Below are 15,328 nucleotides of genomic sequence, written 5' to 3' on the forward strand. Positions count from 1 at the left end.
TTTTAGAAACTTTATGGCATACTAGACATATCAATGAAAGCGAGGTAATCTCATGGAACAATTTTTAGATAATATCAAAGACCTTGAAGTCACTACAGTTGCGCGTGCGCAAGAAGCTCTTGATAAAAAAGAAACTGCAACCTTCTTTATCGGTCGTAAAACTTGCCCTTACTGCCGTAAATTTGCAGGTACATTGGCAGGTGTCGTAGCTGAAACCAAAGCTCACATCTACTTCATCAACAGTGAAGAACCAAGCCAACTCAATGAGTTGCAAGCATTCCGCTCACGCTACGGAATTCCAACTGTACCAGGCTTCGTTCACATTGCAGATGGACAAATCAATGTCCGTTGCGACTCTTCAATGTCAGCACAAGAAATCAAAGATTTTGCAGGATTGTAAAAAATCAGCTAACAAGTTTTAAAATCACAAAAACGCATAATGGAGTCAAAGAACGCTTTGTGAAGTACATAGATTTTTAGGATACTACAAAAATGTTGTATCCTTTTTTGTATCCCTTTTTTAAAAACAGGGTCTGCTTTAAGGTCTGTTTGTGACTCCCTTTTTCGCAAAAGAATACCAAGGAATACCAAAGACAAAAATAAAAAACGTTGATTTAACAACGTTTTACCAAGGAATGCAAAAGAATGCAAAGGAATAATGGAGCCGGTGGGAGTCTCTGGTACATTATTAAATCAAGCTATATTTAATTTTATAACTCCTTTTATAACTCTTGAACAAAAAAACGCGATTGCTCACTGTTTTTATTTTTACAAAACCACTACTCCCCCAAACAGATGATTTTATGGATTTGAAATCCGTTTATTCGATTTACGTTGCTTGGATTTTAAATCCAACCTTTTTAAGCAAACAAAAAACCGCAAGCTATTGCCTGCGGTTGGTGTAATCTAATTTGAAAGTCTTTCTGTTTTTATTTTTCTTCTTTTGGTTTATCAACTATAGTGATAAGCCCGTCTGGTTCTGTTTTGAATGCTGGGTCTGTGTGAAGTTCACCGTTCGCCTTCAAATAGTACCAGCCATCGCCTGACTTAATGAACTGTTTAGATAGCATATAACCATCTTTGTCTTCCATAAAATACCAAGTTTCTCGGTATTTTACCCATCCAGTGGCCATACGTCCATCTGACTTGAAGAAATACCAGCGATGGTTAAGGAACATCCAACCTGTAACCATTGCCCCACGCTTATCAAGATAGAACCAATCTTTTCCATCATTGAACCATCGATTGATTAGGCAATAACCACGATCATCAAAGTAGAACCATTCGTTGTTGATTTGCTTCCATGAGTTTGTAGGATAAGAACCATCTGACTCCTCCCACCACCAGCCAGTTTCATTACGTTTCCAGCCAGCTTCAGATAGACCGCCTTCGATGTCTTTCTTGAATTGCTCACGACTGATACCCCATTTGGCTAAATAAGGGTATGGATCCATATGGTCTGAGTAGTTTCGAGGTTGATTGTATGTGCAATACTGATGTGTCTTGATTCCTGCTAGGCTGTCAGAATCTAGCGTTTTCGGAATCCCTGCTTCATCAGCAAGGTTGCGCAAAAGCTCAACATAGAGCTTGTAATCGCGCATGAACTCTTCCTTAGTTGAGTGACTCTCAATCAATTCTACTTGTCCGTAGCCTTCAACGTTCCAGCCACCTCCCACATCGTAGGCTCCCATGTCTGTGTACCAGGTCTGCATCACACGGCCGTTGCCGACAACGTGCGAGAAAAAGCCTGAATCAACAGGACGACGCATATGGTAGTCTGCTTCATTTTGAGCTGTTGAGTTGGGATTACCAGTTGAATGAGCATGAATCTGACGATAGGGTTGCTCTCCAACCTGTGGCAAATCAGTTCTTAGTCTACTTGTATCAATATCCATTATTGTTCTCCTTCGTTCTTGTCGTTTTTGTCACCAGATAAGCGCTCAAATGCCTTGATGATAGGTTGGAAGATGGTCACGTTACCTTTTAACTTACGGTAATTTTCGATGAGTGACTGGAATGTGAAAAGCAAATATCCCAGGTAAATCGAGTATAGAAATGCGAAACCTGTCTTCTCAGGTAGCAAGACAGACATCGGAATCAATACCATCAACAAGAGGACACCTAGAATCTTTCGAATCAAGCCGTTAATACCAATCTTACTCTTGTATTCAATTTCTGGATTTGCAATTGCTGCAAACGTCCCTGATGCAAAATCTACGATTTCTAGAATCACAATTAAGCCTAGAGCATACAATACCAAACCATCTTCTGTTTGGATTAGACTTCTAAAAAAGTTAAACAATTCGATTTTCATATATTCTCCTTTACTGAACAGGTTTTGTCTCTAACTCATTAGATGTTTGAGTCTGTTTGTCGTTTTTTGTTCCATCCCATTTCCAGACGGCAAGTAAACCATTTTGAGATGGTGCCCCTTCAAGTTGAGCAAGTGTTTCTCCTTGATAAGTAAATGACTGATTGGTTTGAATCAGGATGCGTTTACCTTCTCCATTGATTTCAACGTGATTTGGGTCTTCCACCACAAAAATTGCACCAGGTTCATAAACTTTACCAACTTCAGCAAGAGGGAAGAGTTCGACCATTTCTTTGTACGTCGTACCGTAAGAAACTTTCTCGCCCATGATGGAATCTTGAGCCATGACACGCACTACTTTATCGATTTTATTTGCAAGAGCTACAAGCTTGTTCTGTTCACTCTCGTTTTGCGCAATCTTCTGGTTAGCCTGTTCAAGCTGCGCCTGTGTTTTTACGATGGCGCTTCCTGGATCTAGCTCAGCTTTTAGGATATCCAGCACATCTTGAATCAAAACATCTTCTGGTTCATTTGTACGATCTCCAGGGAATGATCGTGAGTTAGTGCTGTAGCGATTTCCTTCTGATAATTGAATTTCTACCACGGTCTCAACATTAGAACCAGAAATTCTTAAGTATGGTTTTGTTGATAAGTTATAACCATTGATTGCCATGTCTATTCTCCTTTGTCTGCTGGTTTAGTTTCTTCATCAAGCAGAGCTTCCAGCTCATCCACTCGTGCTTGAAGTCTTTGATTTTCAGCCAATTGTTCTTCCAGCTGAATGCTCAAGATATTATTTGCAATCATTGTACCGTTTGATGTATCGGATAAGTCATTGATTGTCATCCGAAGTGCGCGGTTAAGCTGTTCTGTATTCATTTTCTAATTTCTCCAATCTGTGTGTTAGTTTTCTATTTTCAAGAGCAAGCTCCTGAATAGCTTTAAGTGCGATGTTTGTTAGTCTGAGATTGTCCAGATTCAACGTGTCTCCGTTCTCATAGACGAGCGTAGGATCTACTACTTGGACCTCTTGGGCAATCAACCCAATCTTCGTGTGTGCTTGTTTCTGTCTATCCTCTTGTTTCTTCCAATCGTATTCCTTGAATTGGAATTGATGGATATAGTCAAGAGCCTTGTGCTTGCAATCCACAATATTCTCTTTCAGACGTCTATCTGAGAAATGCTTATTGACTATAGTCCACAAACTGTACGCTGTACCGTTATAACTATAATAAATATCATTTCCTGAGCCACCAAAATCAAGAGAGACATTGTTTGAATTCCAAAAACCAATAGTAGCTGTTGTTCCACCGTTGATACTCCCTTTCCCAGTCCTCATCCAACCAATTCCATTCGCTTTAATATAACCTTCAACTGTTAAAAGAAATTCAGTTGTTGGAGTTGCGGTATTTCCTCTTGTAAAATCAGAATCTTTATAGACAAAAAGACCGTAAGGGACATTCTCGCCACGACCATAAGAGCCAATGAACTGGACACCCAATCCATCTTTTGCATTATAGTTTCGTGGAACATTAATCTGTAGGCCACCATTTACAGTATCAAATGAACCGTAAGAGCCTAGTTGAATTTGGGTGTGCCCTGTTAAGGTTCCTCCATAAATATTAGAACCTCTAATCGTTCCACCGTAAATCCTATCACCACTTAAAACACCTGAGCTAACCTGACTTGCATCAATCGCGACACTCTGAACGCGGTTGATAAAGGCTTGCTTGGCAAATAGTTGTTTCAAGTAAGCTTCGTTTGCGACAAATTTATTAAAGAAAGCCTGGTCAACTTTTATTTTTTCCGCAGTAACAGCTTCAGCGTCTAATATCGCAGTCGTGACCGAACCAGCTTCAAAATTGGCCGTCTTCAGCTTGTCAATCATAGCAGACTTGATAACCGCTTTATCAATCAAGGTTTCACCCGTGATATGAGTTAGTTTCCCATCAAATCGATTATGACCGTTAGCGCCCAGGTTGATGCCAGAAATGATATCTCCTGCACTGTTGATGTTCTGGACAGCCCATGAACCAGCTAATTGTGTTTGGACGGTTTTCACAGCTTCAAGAGCATCATTTGGTGCTACTGAGTAATCAGATGGAGTTGAGCCCTTTTCTACTTTTATCAAACCATCATCGTACATACGAGCTGAGAATCTGACGAAATAAGCGTTCGCTGGTACAGTGATTTGATTGATGTTGTGTTGTTTGCCTACAGTTGTTTTATAAGCATTTAATCCTGGTTTGCGGTTATCAATAGGATTTTTATTTTTATCGAAAAATTGCCAGGCGGTCCAAGCCATTCCATTCTCAGGAAGAGTTACCCAGTGCTGGAAGATAATTTTTTCATTTGGGTTCACTGAAATGAAATCGGATGTAACCTCCTTTTGTGTGGCATTCGCTACGCTAATGATTCCATTATTCCCTAAAAATCCTTTAGTGAGCGTTGAGGTTAAGAATAAATTCTGATGTTCCGCAAAGGCCTTCCCAACTTCAACCTGGAATAGCTGATTGGTCATGGCCATACGTGCGACCTTGTTAGAGATGTCGTTTTCATTGCTACCAATGATACGCTCATAGAGTTGGCTAGTTTCCTTCACACGCTGGAAGTCCGTCTGATTAGCCTTACCAGCAATCAATGAAGTGATGTCTGCAAATCGGCCATCTACTGCATTTTTGTAGGTCGCAATCTGAGTGGCAATCGAGCCATTTTGTGGGTTCGTGATAGCTTCGAACTTGTGTTCAATAGCTTTTACAGTTTCTTGATAAGTCGCTTTGCCTACATAGTCCTTCTCAACTAGCTCACGTACAGCCGTCGCTTGTTTCGCACTCTCCTCGCGAGTATAACGCTGTAGAGCTTCCTGTCGCTGACCATCTTTATTGACATATTCCTGAATAGCTGATAAATCAGTTCGCAACCCCTGAGCTGTCCGCTCAAAGATAGCCTTAGCTTCAGTGATGAGACCATCAGTGTCTTCGATTGCTGGGCTCCAGTCAGTAGCTAGAGTGCCTTTTTCAAGTTTAATCCTACGCACAGAATAGTTATTATTTCCACCGTAGTCATACAAGGCCATTTCTCCCCTTGAATAACGAGGGTCATCGTTCGGAAAGATAACTGGACCTGTGAACGTGAAACGTTGCCATTCTTTGCTTGGAGTAATATTTGCACTAGCTTTCAGACCAAAGCGATTCGTTTGATAGTGATAGAAAAGTAGAGGACGAATCTCGCCACCTTCATTAATTTTTAAATCAAACGATAAAGTCCAAGTTTCCCCGACATTTTCTTGAGTAAGGTATAGATGTAGAGGGAACGAGAAGAACCGTGTACTTGTTCGAACCTTCTCAGAATCTCGATAATAGTTTCTACCACCGACTCTCAAGTTTGAAAATTCTTCTCGCAATTTCCCAGCTTCAGCCACAACCAAGGTCTTGTCTGCCTTGTCCTTGGTTGCGTTCAGGATTTCTTGACGAATAGAACCAGCTCGCACCTCAAATTCAGCAAGACTCAACTTCTGATTCAGCTTGTCTTGTGTGTCTGTCTCAAGACTCTTCACAGACTGCCGGATATTCTCAGCAGTCACATTTAGTGAGCTGATATCCGCTTTGGTTCTTAGACCTTCAGTCAAACGCCTCACTCCAGCATCAAGCGCATCAGCGCGCTGTTTGAAGTTGGATTCGACGGCTGAAATCTGACCATCAGTGTCTTCGATTGCTGGACTCCAGTCAGTAGCTAGAGTGCCTTTCTCAAGTTTAATTCTACGAACGGAATAGTTATTATTTCCACCGTAGTCATACAAGGCCATCTCTCCCCTCGAATAACGAGGGTCATCGTTCGGAAAGATAACTGGACCTGTGAATGTGAACCGTTGCCAGTCCTTGCTTGGAGTGATGTCAGCACTAGCTTTCAGACCAAAGCGATTTGTTTGATAGTGATAAAAATGTAGAGGACGAATCTCACCCCCTTCATTGATTTTTAAATCAAACGAGAGAGTCCAAATTTCTCCGACATTTTCTTGTGAAAGATATGGATGTAAAGGAAACGGGAAGAAACGCGTACTTGTTCGAACCTTCTCAGAGTCTCGATAATAGTTTCTACCACCAACTTTAACATTCGCTATCTTACTAGCTAGCTCCTCAGCTGTCTGTGTGAGTTCTGACTTGCTTGCCTTGCCGTCGGCTACGTTGGCCAGTTCTGACAGTCTGCGAGTCGTCGTCTCCTCATACGTCGCTTGCGCTGACTTCACACCAGCCAGTTCTTTTTTTGTCTGAACAAGTGCTTCAACTTGCTTGGCAATCTCAGCTTCAGCCTGTGCTTGCTTCGGTCGAATATCACTCGCGACCGTCCGTTTCAAGACATCCAAATCGCCCAACAAAGCCGTCTGAGCGCTCATAGCCTGTCTCTTGAATTCTTCAAGTTTGGCAACAGAATCTAGACCAATCCGCTTGGCTTCCTGTGCAAGCAAACTACTTGCACCAGCGTTTTTCAAGGCTTCCTCAGCCTTTCGTCTAGCTTCCTGGATAGAAGCATTATCGAAGTTTTGGAATCGTTTATCGATTTCGTTTGAAATATCTTGCTTGACTTCTTCCGCCTTAGCCTTGGCAAGTTCAATAGCGTCCGTGATATCCTTCTCACGCTTGGCAAATTCAGCATCAAAGGCGCGGTCAGCGTTGGCGATTTCCTTTTTCAAACGTTCTTCAAAAATCTGATGCAGATTTCGACTTTCATTCAAAACGGCATCATTTACAATCCCACCGATCGCATTCGCCAGACTGGACTGGAATGTCCCAAAACCTATTGATTTCAGACGTTTAGCCATTGGCGAATAGGTGTATTTCGTGATTTTCTTACGAACATCAAGACCATACCATTCATGGTAGATACTGACTACATCGAACATCCGAACGGCTACATCACTCTGGCCGACAACCGAGATTTCAAGGTTATCTTCCAGCATATCGCACATGCTCGTACGAAAATACTGCTTACCGTATTCGATCAAGCTGGCTTTGTCTTTGACATTCTGGTCATTGACCTCAACAACTGCTTCATAGATTTGGCTGTATTTTCCGAGTAAGGGGCTATCAATCACCACCACATAGTCAACGTCAGGCGCCTTCTCTCCCTCGCCTTTAACAGTCGTTTTAAAGGTTATCCGAGTTTTCAGGGATTTGGTAGAAGTCTTGTGCTGGTAGCTAGACAGGTTTTTCTTGTACATGAAAAGCGATTCATTCTCTGAACCGCCATTTTTCAACAAGCGCAAATTGTAGCCATTACGCACCATATCTCCGCCCCATTGACCAAGGATAGAGTGCTTGTCTTTGGCCAAGACCTCCATAGCATTCTTATCCTTGATGTTAAGCGTATGCCTATCGTCAATATCCGAGAAAAAAGAAAACGGATTGGCTCTGGTAATGCTGCCAGCCAATGCGCTCAGTGCCCTTGTACCACTGACACGGTCAACATCAATAGAGCTGACGATGTAGTTATTTAACAAGCTGATAACCTGATTAGCATAGACTTGGATATATCCTTGCTGTTTTTCAACCTCAAAAATATAAAAATCTTGCTCGCCATGCAGGTCATCTGCAGTCAAGAAAGTTTCCTCTCTCAGCAATTCCCACTTGGGATCCGATGTAGGAAAACGAAAGGTCAGTTGATAGGTATTGTTTCGCTCCTGAACAATTTCATCGTTGTAAGCCTCATTTAAAGGCGTGTTGCCTTCTGTAAGATAAATCATAAGATATACCTCCAATTTGGCCGAACCGTGACTTTACGAACGGCTCCAGTAAAGACAAGACCGTTATTACCTACTGCCAATTCAAAGAATCCTCCACGCTTCCGTAAAGTATTTTGAACCGCTCCATCTGCATTATAGATATTCTGTTTCTTATGCCTACAATCAATGGTCACTTTTCGTCTAATCGTCAAGTGCATAGTTGTCCGTCCGATAGTCAAAGAAATATCTCCGTCCCCTTCAATCTCAATCACAGGCTCGCTATAGACAGAACCTGGATTGTTAACATTGCCGCTTGCGGTAAAGACAAGAGGAGCAACACTTTTCTGATAGCGAAACGGTTGCATACTCAGCTTGATTTCAAGTTTCCAACCGTGCATACCTTGAGGTTTGTATTTTGCGCTTACAAAATCAGCATAAAATAAAGAGCCTAGCTGGTAGCTAAACTCTAGCGTATTATCATTTGGTTGGAATCTCTCAACGATTTTAGACGGATCTACCGTCCTTGGAAGGTAAAATGCAAATGTTCGTTCATAACTCTCATAAGCACCATCCAAGACACGGTAATTCCCATTAACCCCAAATAGGGTAGCTGTTTCTGAAACTTTAGGCTTAGCAGCCTCCACCTCGCCAAAATCAGTCACGACACATTTAGGAATGGTTGAAGTATTGAAACCGTTGATAATCATGTATTCCATTAAATTCCCTCCCTAGCATAAATCGCACCTTGGCGTTGATAGACGCTCATTGAAATTTTATCAGCATCCAGGTAAGTATCTGACGGCTTTTCAAGGATAGCAGTAAGGATCTTTTCCATACTTGCTCTCAGAATCGCTATCTCAGACACGGTTTGACTGTCTTTTGCCTCGATTTGAGCACTTGGCATGGCCAAACTTGCTTCAAGATTCTTGGCAATGGTCGGTGTTCCACTCAAACCAAAATCATCGTTTGAAAATGCGTTTGAAATTTCGCCAGCCATTCCACCGACCGATTTCTTAACATCTTTGAAACGGTCTTGCAACCCGCTATTCAAACCTTGCATAATTGCATTACCAGCAGGAATCAAGAGCTTGCGGTCGTATTCAATCGGACCTTTGTGATCACGAATCCAGCTAGCAATACCGCCAACGAAGTCAGTTACTGCTCCCCAAGCAGACTTCAAACCGCCTAGAAATCCATCAAGAATAGCCTTACCTGCTGACCATAGGTCGATATTACGAATACCATCGAAGATACTCGTAACATTACTTACAAGGTCACTAACACCTTGCTTCATACTTTCCCATGCTCTCTGAGCGCCTTGGACCAGTCCATCAATCAGACCTAAGACAGTTGATTTCAAGCCTTCCCAGGCACTGCTTGCGACAGATTTGATAGTGTTCCAGATATTCGATAATATCTGAGCAAAACCATCAAAGATAGCCTTACCTGCAGCGGACAACCCTTTCCAAATTGTACTAAGAGTGGTAGAAAAGTTTTCAAAAATAGCAGTAGCATAACCTACGATAACATCCACGACTCCAGAGAAGTATGTCTTAATCCCTTCCCAAATCGTAGAGATACTATTTTTAATCCCTTCCCAGATTAGAGAAAGATCAGCCCCCAGCTGGTTAAAGTTCCCTGTCACAAGGTCGATGATGATGAGAATAGCACCCAAGAAAATAGATTTGATGAAGTCCCAAGCACCTTGAAAAATCATCTTAATTCCTTCCCAAATTTGAGTAAGACCATCTGAAATATTGTTCCAAATGTTCATAAATCCATCTATGAACGGCTGAACAACCGTTATGATTGCTGTGGTGATTGCTGTCCAAGCAGTAGATGCAGTTTCTTGAATACTTGCCCACGAGTCAGAAAAGAATGTTACAACTGTAGTCCACAACGTGCTTGCACCTTCAGAGATACCAGACCAAATGCCGACAAAGAAATCGGAAATTCCCTGCCAAGCCTGTTTAACCCAATCTACAAAAGCTGACAAAATTTGTCTGCCCGTTTCGGTTTGGGTAAAGAACCACGCTAGAGCCGCAACTGCAATCGCAATCCACCCTACAATTGGTATTGAAGAAATGGCTGTTGTTGCACTTGTCGCGAAAGTCATTACTGCCGTTTTTGCTGTTTCAAAAGCTCCGCCAATGCCACCGATATCTTTCATAAACGATACGATTTTTATTGTTGTAAATGCAAAGCCTAGGGCAATGATAGCTGTTTTCAACAAGTCAGCCGCGATTTGATTATCCTTGAAAAATTGTGTTATGTCTTTAATAATTCCTGAAACTCCGCTTATGGCTGAGATCAGAATTTCAAAAGCTGTCCCTAGAAGGGTCACACCTTGCTCTCCGCCTTCAATGCCTAGAAGGTCTCCTACGAAATCTCCAACAAAGCCTATAACATTCCCAATGATTGTCCCGATATTCTCGAATGTTGTTCGGATATTCTCTCCGATATTAACAATTTGGATTGCGGCATCTTCGCTGAACCCTAACGTGTTAAGGATATCTATGTTTCCTTGTTTATCCATTGACCCGAAGATCATGTCAAAAAAGGTCTGGAAAATCCCTGTTACACGCCCGATTTGGTCATATACTGCACTTCCAAAAGCGTCTCCAAAAAGTTGAGAAGCTAAAGAGCTGAGCCCTTCGGTCAAAACTACTCCCAAGCCAGATAGGATATTCCCAATCATAGGGAAGAAGTTATTAAAAAGGAATGTTCTAGTTGTTTCCAGCAATGCCTGCAAAGCTGGAGTAACATTTTCGCCAATCGCAATTTTACCAAGTACGTTTTGAGCAGCTGATTTCATAGATTCAAATGAACCTGTAAAAGTGGTTGCCGCCTCTCTCGCTGTTGTACCAGTGATGTCCAAATTCTCTTGGATAGCGTGAATAGCGCTATAAACGTCTGATAAGTTATTTAGGTCATATTTAACACCTGTCAATTTTTCTGCGTCAGCTAAGAGCCGTTGCATTTCTTGCTTTGTACCACCATAACCCAATTTTAGGTTATCCAACATCGTATAATTTTGCTTAGCAAACCCTTGATATGCCATCTGAATGCTCTCCATAGATGTCCCCATCTTATTGGCATTATCCGACATATCCACCATGGCCATGTTAGCTGTTTCTGCCGCTTTGTCTGTATCTCCACCAAGAGATTGTAGCAAGCTAGCTGAGAAGCCCGTCACGGTCTCCATGTATTTATTTGCAGAAAGTCCAGTAGTTTTATATGCGTCTTCTGCATATGCCCTTACTTTTCCTGCTGATGTTTTAAAGAGGGTTTCAACACCACCAATGGATTGTTGAAGTGCTGCCCCTTCACTCAATGCAGCGCTAAAGGCTTTCCCAATCCCTGCCGCTGCAATTACCTTTTTAAACGTTCCAACTAAGTTAGAACCTAATGACTCTCCAGCGAGGTTTCCTGCTGAGGCAACTTCGCCACCAAGTTCTTTCTGAATCATTCCGCTAATTCCTTGAGCGGACGGAATGATTTGTACATAAGCTTTTCCGAGCTGAGTTGCCACTAGCTCTCACCTCCATTTCCAGAAAATAGTTGTTTTCTATAGGCTTCGTAATCTTCAGGACTTTCAAAAGTCATGAACTCTCTTGTATCTTCTTTTTCTTTCTTGATAAAGAAGTCTGTCAAAGATGTCGGTCTGTTTACTCCTTTCTGTCCATCTTTTGACTGAATCCACAAAAGCATGGATAGTCTGTCAACCATACTTGCCAGCAAAAGTCTTTCTACTGGCGCTATCTGATCCGATAGAAGTTGCTTGATACGTGAATCATCTTTCAAGCCATAAGCAAAAACAGCTACCGTTGATAGTGGTAGCTGTTTGTAGTCATATACTTGATATGTTTCCGCTAAATCACATATCAAAGCGTCTTCATCTAGATCTATCATATGCGCCAGTATCGTTATTTTTTTAACTTTTCTACCTGTGCAAATACGCTCTTGATTTCTCCAAAAAGTTTTTCATTTGGAAGGATTCCATCTTCTTCAACCAAAAAATCAATGAATTTTTCAGCTTGCTCTGGACCAAAAAGAAGGTCTAGAACTTTATCTACGGCTTGCACGTCACCACTATCTGCTTTACCGATATAGCGTAACAAAAGGTAGTTGTCTAGTCTTCTCGTTTCAATCGAAAAGGCAAAACCACCATCTGTTTTGCCCTCAATTTTGTCATTCATTTTTGGAAACTCAATCTGCTTCGTCATCTATTACGCTCCTTGGATGTATTCGTAGTGGGTGTTTTCGTTTGAATCTGGCAATGCTGTGATAGTCAACTCATAACCGATAGGCTCACCGTCTTTGTAGCTGATTTCACCGATTTCGCTGACTTTACCACGAGGAATAACGATACGTTTAATATATCCGCTCTTCAACAACGTTTCAATTACAAGGCAATGCTCTGGCAACTCTTTACCATTTGCCTTGATAATGATACCAGTTTCAAGAGTTCCAGTAACGTTTTCTGGGCCATAGGTCTCTTTCAAAACCTCGATGTTCAAACTTTCAATCAATTTGTATTTGAAGGTGTCTTTCTTTTCAGTTTGAGAAGACAAGACAGTTTGTCCGCCCCACGCTTTGACTTCTTCTGACTCTGGAGAGTTTTCATTTGTCAAACCATCTTCTGAAATGTAGCCTAGCTTTTTAAATGCGACGTTAAGTTCTTCTTTTGCGTTTGTAGGCAAAGTTGTACCTGCTGGGGCTGTTGCGACTGCTCCGCCAATCTTTGGTTTTGCAGCGGTTACGTTTGATGCTGTTGCAGTACTCATTTTATTTCCTCCTGTTGTACTTTCTGTAGCTGTTCGTACTTCTGTTACGCTATCTTCCTGCGCCATTCAGTACCTCCTTAAAAATAGTTAATATCATATACCGCTTGGTAGCGATATTTCTTGGTTTCTGTGTCCGTAAAATTGTAGTCGCTATTGTGATGGACGCCACAAATCTCATCAAGTGTGATGAGATTTTCTACAGCCTTCTTTACAACTTCATTTAATTCAGCGGCCTTCTGCAAAGATGGCGCATAACTCTGAAAAGCAAATGTGGCTGAGTGCGTGAAATCACTTCCACCAGCCCCTGTCTTTTCAATCATCACGTAGCTCTCTGGCAAGTCTTTTCGGTGCTCCAAATAGCAAGGCACTTGCAGCTCCTTGCTCAAGAACTTCCTTACGATTAACTCAATCATTTAGCGCCTCCTAGTGCATTCAATAAAATATTGTGCTTGTTGTTTCTCGCCATACTCTTGATATCCGTCGTACTAATCGTTGCACTTGCACGCGTTTGACCTGGAGACATCTTAAGCTCAAAGCCTTCTCCTGCACCATCTGCAACCACTTTCCCTTTCTCTTCAAGGATAGCTTGCATTTCTGGCGACCTTAAAAGCTCCGACACGCCTGCCCCGTTAAGTTTAAATTTCATATTACTCAAATGCTTCCACCATAACCTTTCTATTCCAAGCCAAAGGAATCATGGATTCAATCCCCTCTTCTGGCAAGCCAATGGTGCGCCATTTCCGTCCGAAAAACTTGACTTCACGGTTTTCCCAGTTGTTTTGGTCGCCTTTTGGAATGGCAATTGTGTAGACAGCCTTTTTGCCTGTAATACTCAACTTATTCAAAACGTCTTGAGTAGACGTTGGCGCAACTAACACATTTTCAATCACAATCTCTTTATTTTCAAAAATAGGATGACCAAAATCATCTTCACCAGACTCTACCTTGTCTACTAAAATTACAGTAATTCCTTTAATCCGTCCCATAGATATCAATCACCCCATATCTTTGTTTTTTGAGACCTAGACGTTTCAATTCTGAATCTTTGATAAAGAGACCACCGCCAGGCACTAGATAAGAACCACTGAAGGAATAACCTAAAGCAGACTCAGCCACCTGAGTCATTGGCTCCTGGTCAGTTGAGGTCATCAACGTGCGAGCTACCACATCAACAGTGACGGACTTAACGACCATAGCAAAAGATGGGTCAGTAGCCACCAACCCATCTAAATCCTTGCCAACTTTTTTAGCTTCAACACGAAGAGAATGAGAAACAACTTCCAACAGCGCTTCGGCTCGTTTTTCCTCATCGAATTTCAACGCTCGCCACAATTTTTTCAAATCTTCTACTGTTGCAAAGTTTTCCATCTCTACCTCCAGCCAAGCGACTACTGAACTTCAGTGTCAGCTTGTTCGATCAGCGAAATCAATTCAGGTTTTGTGGCACGGTTATCATAAATAATACCTTTTTCATCAAGGATTTTTTTCAATGCTGCATTAGTCAATGAGTCCAAAGGTTTGTATGCTTCACTTGGAACCCAATCGCCTCCACTAATTGCATTTTCAGTAACGATAGTAGCCCCTGTTTTTACATTAATGTATTCCATATACTACCCCGCTTTCACAATACGAGCAAAGCTGTTTTTGTCCAAAATTCCCCATCCGAGATAAATTTCTGCACGAAGATAGACTTGGTTATAACCTTTCAAGTCTTTTCCAGAATTGTCTGGATCACCATATCGAATGACTTCGAGTGGAATCTGCTTAGCATATCCCCATTTAACCATGTTAGCAAAGTCACCAACAATAGCAACATCCTTATTGGTTCCAACATTAAGACCAACTGTAGTATTCACGTCTACAGGTAGACCATTAATAGCTCCTGGATTTGCTCCCCATGCCAATTCAGGGTAAAGGCGCTCATTAGCTGAGTTCTTCATACTAGCAAGTGCACTTGCAAATGTAGTATCAATAGCCATACCGCTAACGATATTATCAGCCCCTTGAATCATCTTCACTGCTTCTTCGACATTAGCATCTGGATCGCTTGTTGTGAAATTCACTGTCTGAGTGACCGCCTTGTCAAAACAGTTATCCCCAATAACGGTTGATTCTTGTTTAGTACGTGGATTAACCCCATGGAAAGACATAATATCAATACCACGAGCTACTTTATTAGCAAACCCTTCATTAAATGACTTCAAAATGTCAATTTTAGCTTCATCTGATGCATAAATGAACTCATCAGATACACGAGCACCATACTCGATTTTGATAGGTACAATAGTTACTGGTTCTAGACTTGCACCACCATGCGTTTTCTTCCCGTTTTCTGCAACGATGTCTACATCAGCATCTAACGAGAATGTGAATTCTTTTAATCCATTGAAAGGAATCGCTTGTTGATTAGACAATTTAGCCAGTGAACTGTGCCCCTTAACTTTGTTGATAAGGTCTGTCACAAGCATTGGGTCAAATAATGTTCCTCTTGATAGTTGATCTGTCATATAT

Annotated in this window: 17 protein-coding genes; 1 reads left to right on the plus strand and 16 read right to left on the minus strand. The window is 41.6% G+C overall.

Annotated features, from left to right (window positions below):
* The first annotated feature begins 52 nt into the window (after positions 1-52).
* Positions 53-400, plus strand: coding sequence for a thioredoxin (locus tag N8L33_RS05255; RefSeq protein WP_000434635.1), 348 nt, complete (start codon positions 53-55; stop codon positions 398-400).
* 529 nt (positions 401-929) lie between these two features.
* On the opposite strand, the gene N8L33_RS05260 is transcribed toward N8L33_RS05255, so the two are convergent.
* From N8L33_RS05260 to N8L33_RS05335, 16 genes are all read right to left on the minus strand, one after another.
* Positions 930-1,895: an N-acetylmuramoyl-L-alanine amidase family protein gene (locus N8L33_RS05260; protein WP_261059041.1), complete on the minus strand. Its 966-nt coding sequence runs from the start codon at positions 1,893-1,895 to the stop codon at positions 930-932.
* A complete protein-coding gene (locus N8L33_RS05265) occupies positions 1,895-2,314 on the minus strand; it encodes a phage holin family protein (RefSeq protein ID WP_000687674.1) in 420 nt (139 codons plus the stop codon). The genes N8L33_RS05260 and N8L33_RS05265 overlap by 1 nt, the downstream gene beginning before the upstream one ends.
* 10 nt (positions 2,315-2,324) lie before the next feature.
* Positions 2,325-2,984, minus strand: coding sequence for a hypothetical protein (locus tag N8L33_RS05270; protein WP_261059042.1), 660 nt, complete (start codon positions 2,982-2,984; stop codon positions 2,325-2,327).
* A 2-nt stretch (positions 2,985-2,986) separates the two neighbouring features.
* Positions 2,987-3,190: a hypothetical protein gene (locus N8L33_RS05275; protein ID WP_261059043.1), complete on the minus strand. Its 204-nt coding sequence runs from the start codon at positions 3,188-3,190 to the stop codon at positions 2,987-2,989.
* Entirely contained in the window at positions 3,171-8,051 is a 4,881-nt protein-coding gene (locus tag N8L33_RS05280) for a phage tail spike protein (RefSeq protein ID WP_261059044.1), read from the minus strand. Before N8L33_RS05280 ends, N8L33_RS05275 begins: the two co-directional genes overlap by 20 nt.
* Positions 8,048-8,746 (minus strand): phage tail protein, encoded by a 699-nt coding sequence (locus tag N8L33_RS05285; RefSeq protein ID WP_261059045.1) that lies wholly within the window; start codon positions 8,744-8,746, stop codon positions 8,048-8,050. The genes N8L33_RS05280 and N8L33_RS05285 overlap by 4 nt, the downstream gene beginning before the upstream one ends.
* Positions 8,746-11,562 carry a phage tail protein gene (locus N8L33_RS05290; protein ID WP_261059048.1) on the minus strand — a complete coding sequence of 939 codons (2,817 nt, stop codon included), beginning with the start codon at positions 11,560-11,562 and terminating at the stop codon, positions 8,746-8,748. Before N8L33_RS05290 ends, N8L33_RS05285 begins: the two co-directional genes overlap by 1 nt.
* The gene (locus N8L33_RS05295; RefSeq protein ID WP_261059050.1) at positions 11,562-11,942 is read right to left on the minus strand and encodes a DUF5361 domain-containing protein; all 381 of its coding nucleotides are present in this window, start codon (positions 11,940-11,942) and stop codon (positions 11,562-11,564) included. Before N8L33_RS05295 ends, N8L33_RS05290 begins: the two co-directional genes overlap by 1 nt.
* A 14-nt stretch (positions 11,943-11,956) precedes the next feature.
* A complete protein-coding gene (locus N8L33_RS05300) occupies positions 11,957-12,256 on the minus strand; it encodes a hypothetical protein (RefSeq protein ID WP_261059051.1) in 300 nt (99 codons plus the stop codon).
* A 3-nt stretch (positions 12,257-12,259) separates the two neighbouring features.
* The gene (locus N8L33_RS05305; RefSeq protein WP_261059107.1) at positions 12,260-12,817 is read right to left on the minus strand and encodes a phage tail tube protein; all 558 of its coding nucleotides are present in this window, start codon (positions 12,815-12,817) and stop codon (positions 12,260-12,262) included.
* 77 nt (positions 12,818-12,894) lie between these two features.
* Positions 12,895-13,230 (minus strand): hypothetical protein, encoded by a 336-nt coding sequence (locus N8L33_RS05310; protein ID WP_261059052.1) that lies wholly within the window; start codon positions 13,228-13,230, stop codon positions 12,895-12,897.
* Positions 13,227-13,463 carry a hypothetical protein gene (locus N8L33_RS05315; RefSeq protein WP_261059053.1) on the minus strand — a complete coding sequence of 79 codons (237 nt, stop codon included), beginning with the start codon at positions 13,461-13,463 and terminating at the stop codon, positions 13,227-13,229. Before N8L33_RS05315 ends, N8L33_RS05310 begins: the two co-directional genes overlap by 4 nt.
* A gap of 1 nt (position 13,464) precedes the next feature.
* Positions 13,465-13,803 carry a hypothetical protein gene (locus tag N8L33_RS05320; protein WP_261059054.1) on the minus strand — a complete coding sequence of 113 codons (339 nt, stop codon included), beginning with the start codon at positions 13,801-13,803 and terminating at the stop codon, positions 13,465-13,467.
* A complete protein-coding gene (locus N8L33_RS05325) occupies positions 13,790-14,185 on the minus strand; it encodes a phage Gp19/Gp15/Gp42 family protein (RefSeq protein WP_061087429.1) in 396 nt (131 codons plus the stop codon). Before N8L33_RS05325 ends, N8L33_RS05320 begins: the two co-directional genes overlap by 14 nt.
* 20 nt (positions 14,186-14,205) lie before the next feature.
* Positions 14,206-14,424, minus strand: a complete 219-nt coding sequence (locus N8L33_RS05330) for a hypothetical protein (protein WP_261059057.1) — start codon at positions 14,422-14,424, stop codon at positions 14,206-14,208.
* A gap of 3 nt (positions 14,425-14,427) precedes the next feature.
* Positions 14,428-15,324: a phage major capsid protein gene (locus N8L33_RS05335; RefSeq protein WP_261059059.1), complete on the minus strand. Its 897-nt coding sequence runs from the start codon at positions 15,322-15,324 to the stop codon at positions 14,428-14,430.
* Positions 15,325-15,328 lie beyond the last annotated feature (4 nt).

The organism is Streptococcus mitis, from assembly GCF_946188695.1.
In the GTDB taxonomy this organism is placed as follows: domain Bacteria; phylum Bacillota; class Bacilli; order Lactobacillales; family Streptococcaceae; genus Streptococcus; species Streptococcus mitis_DF.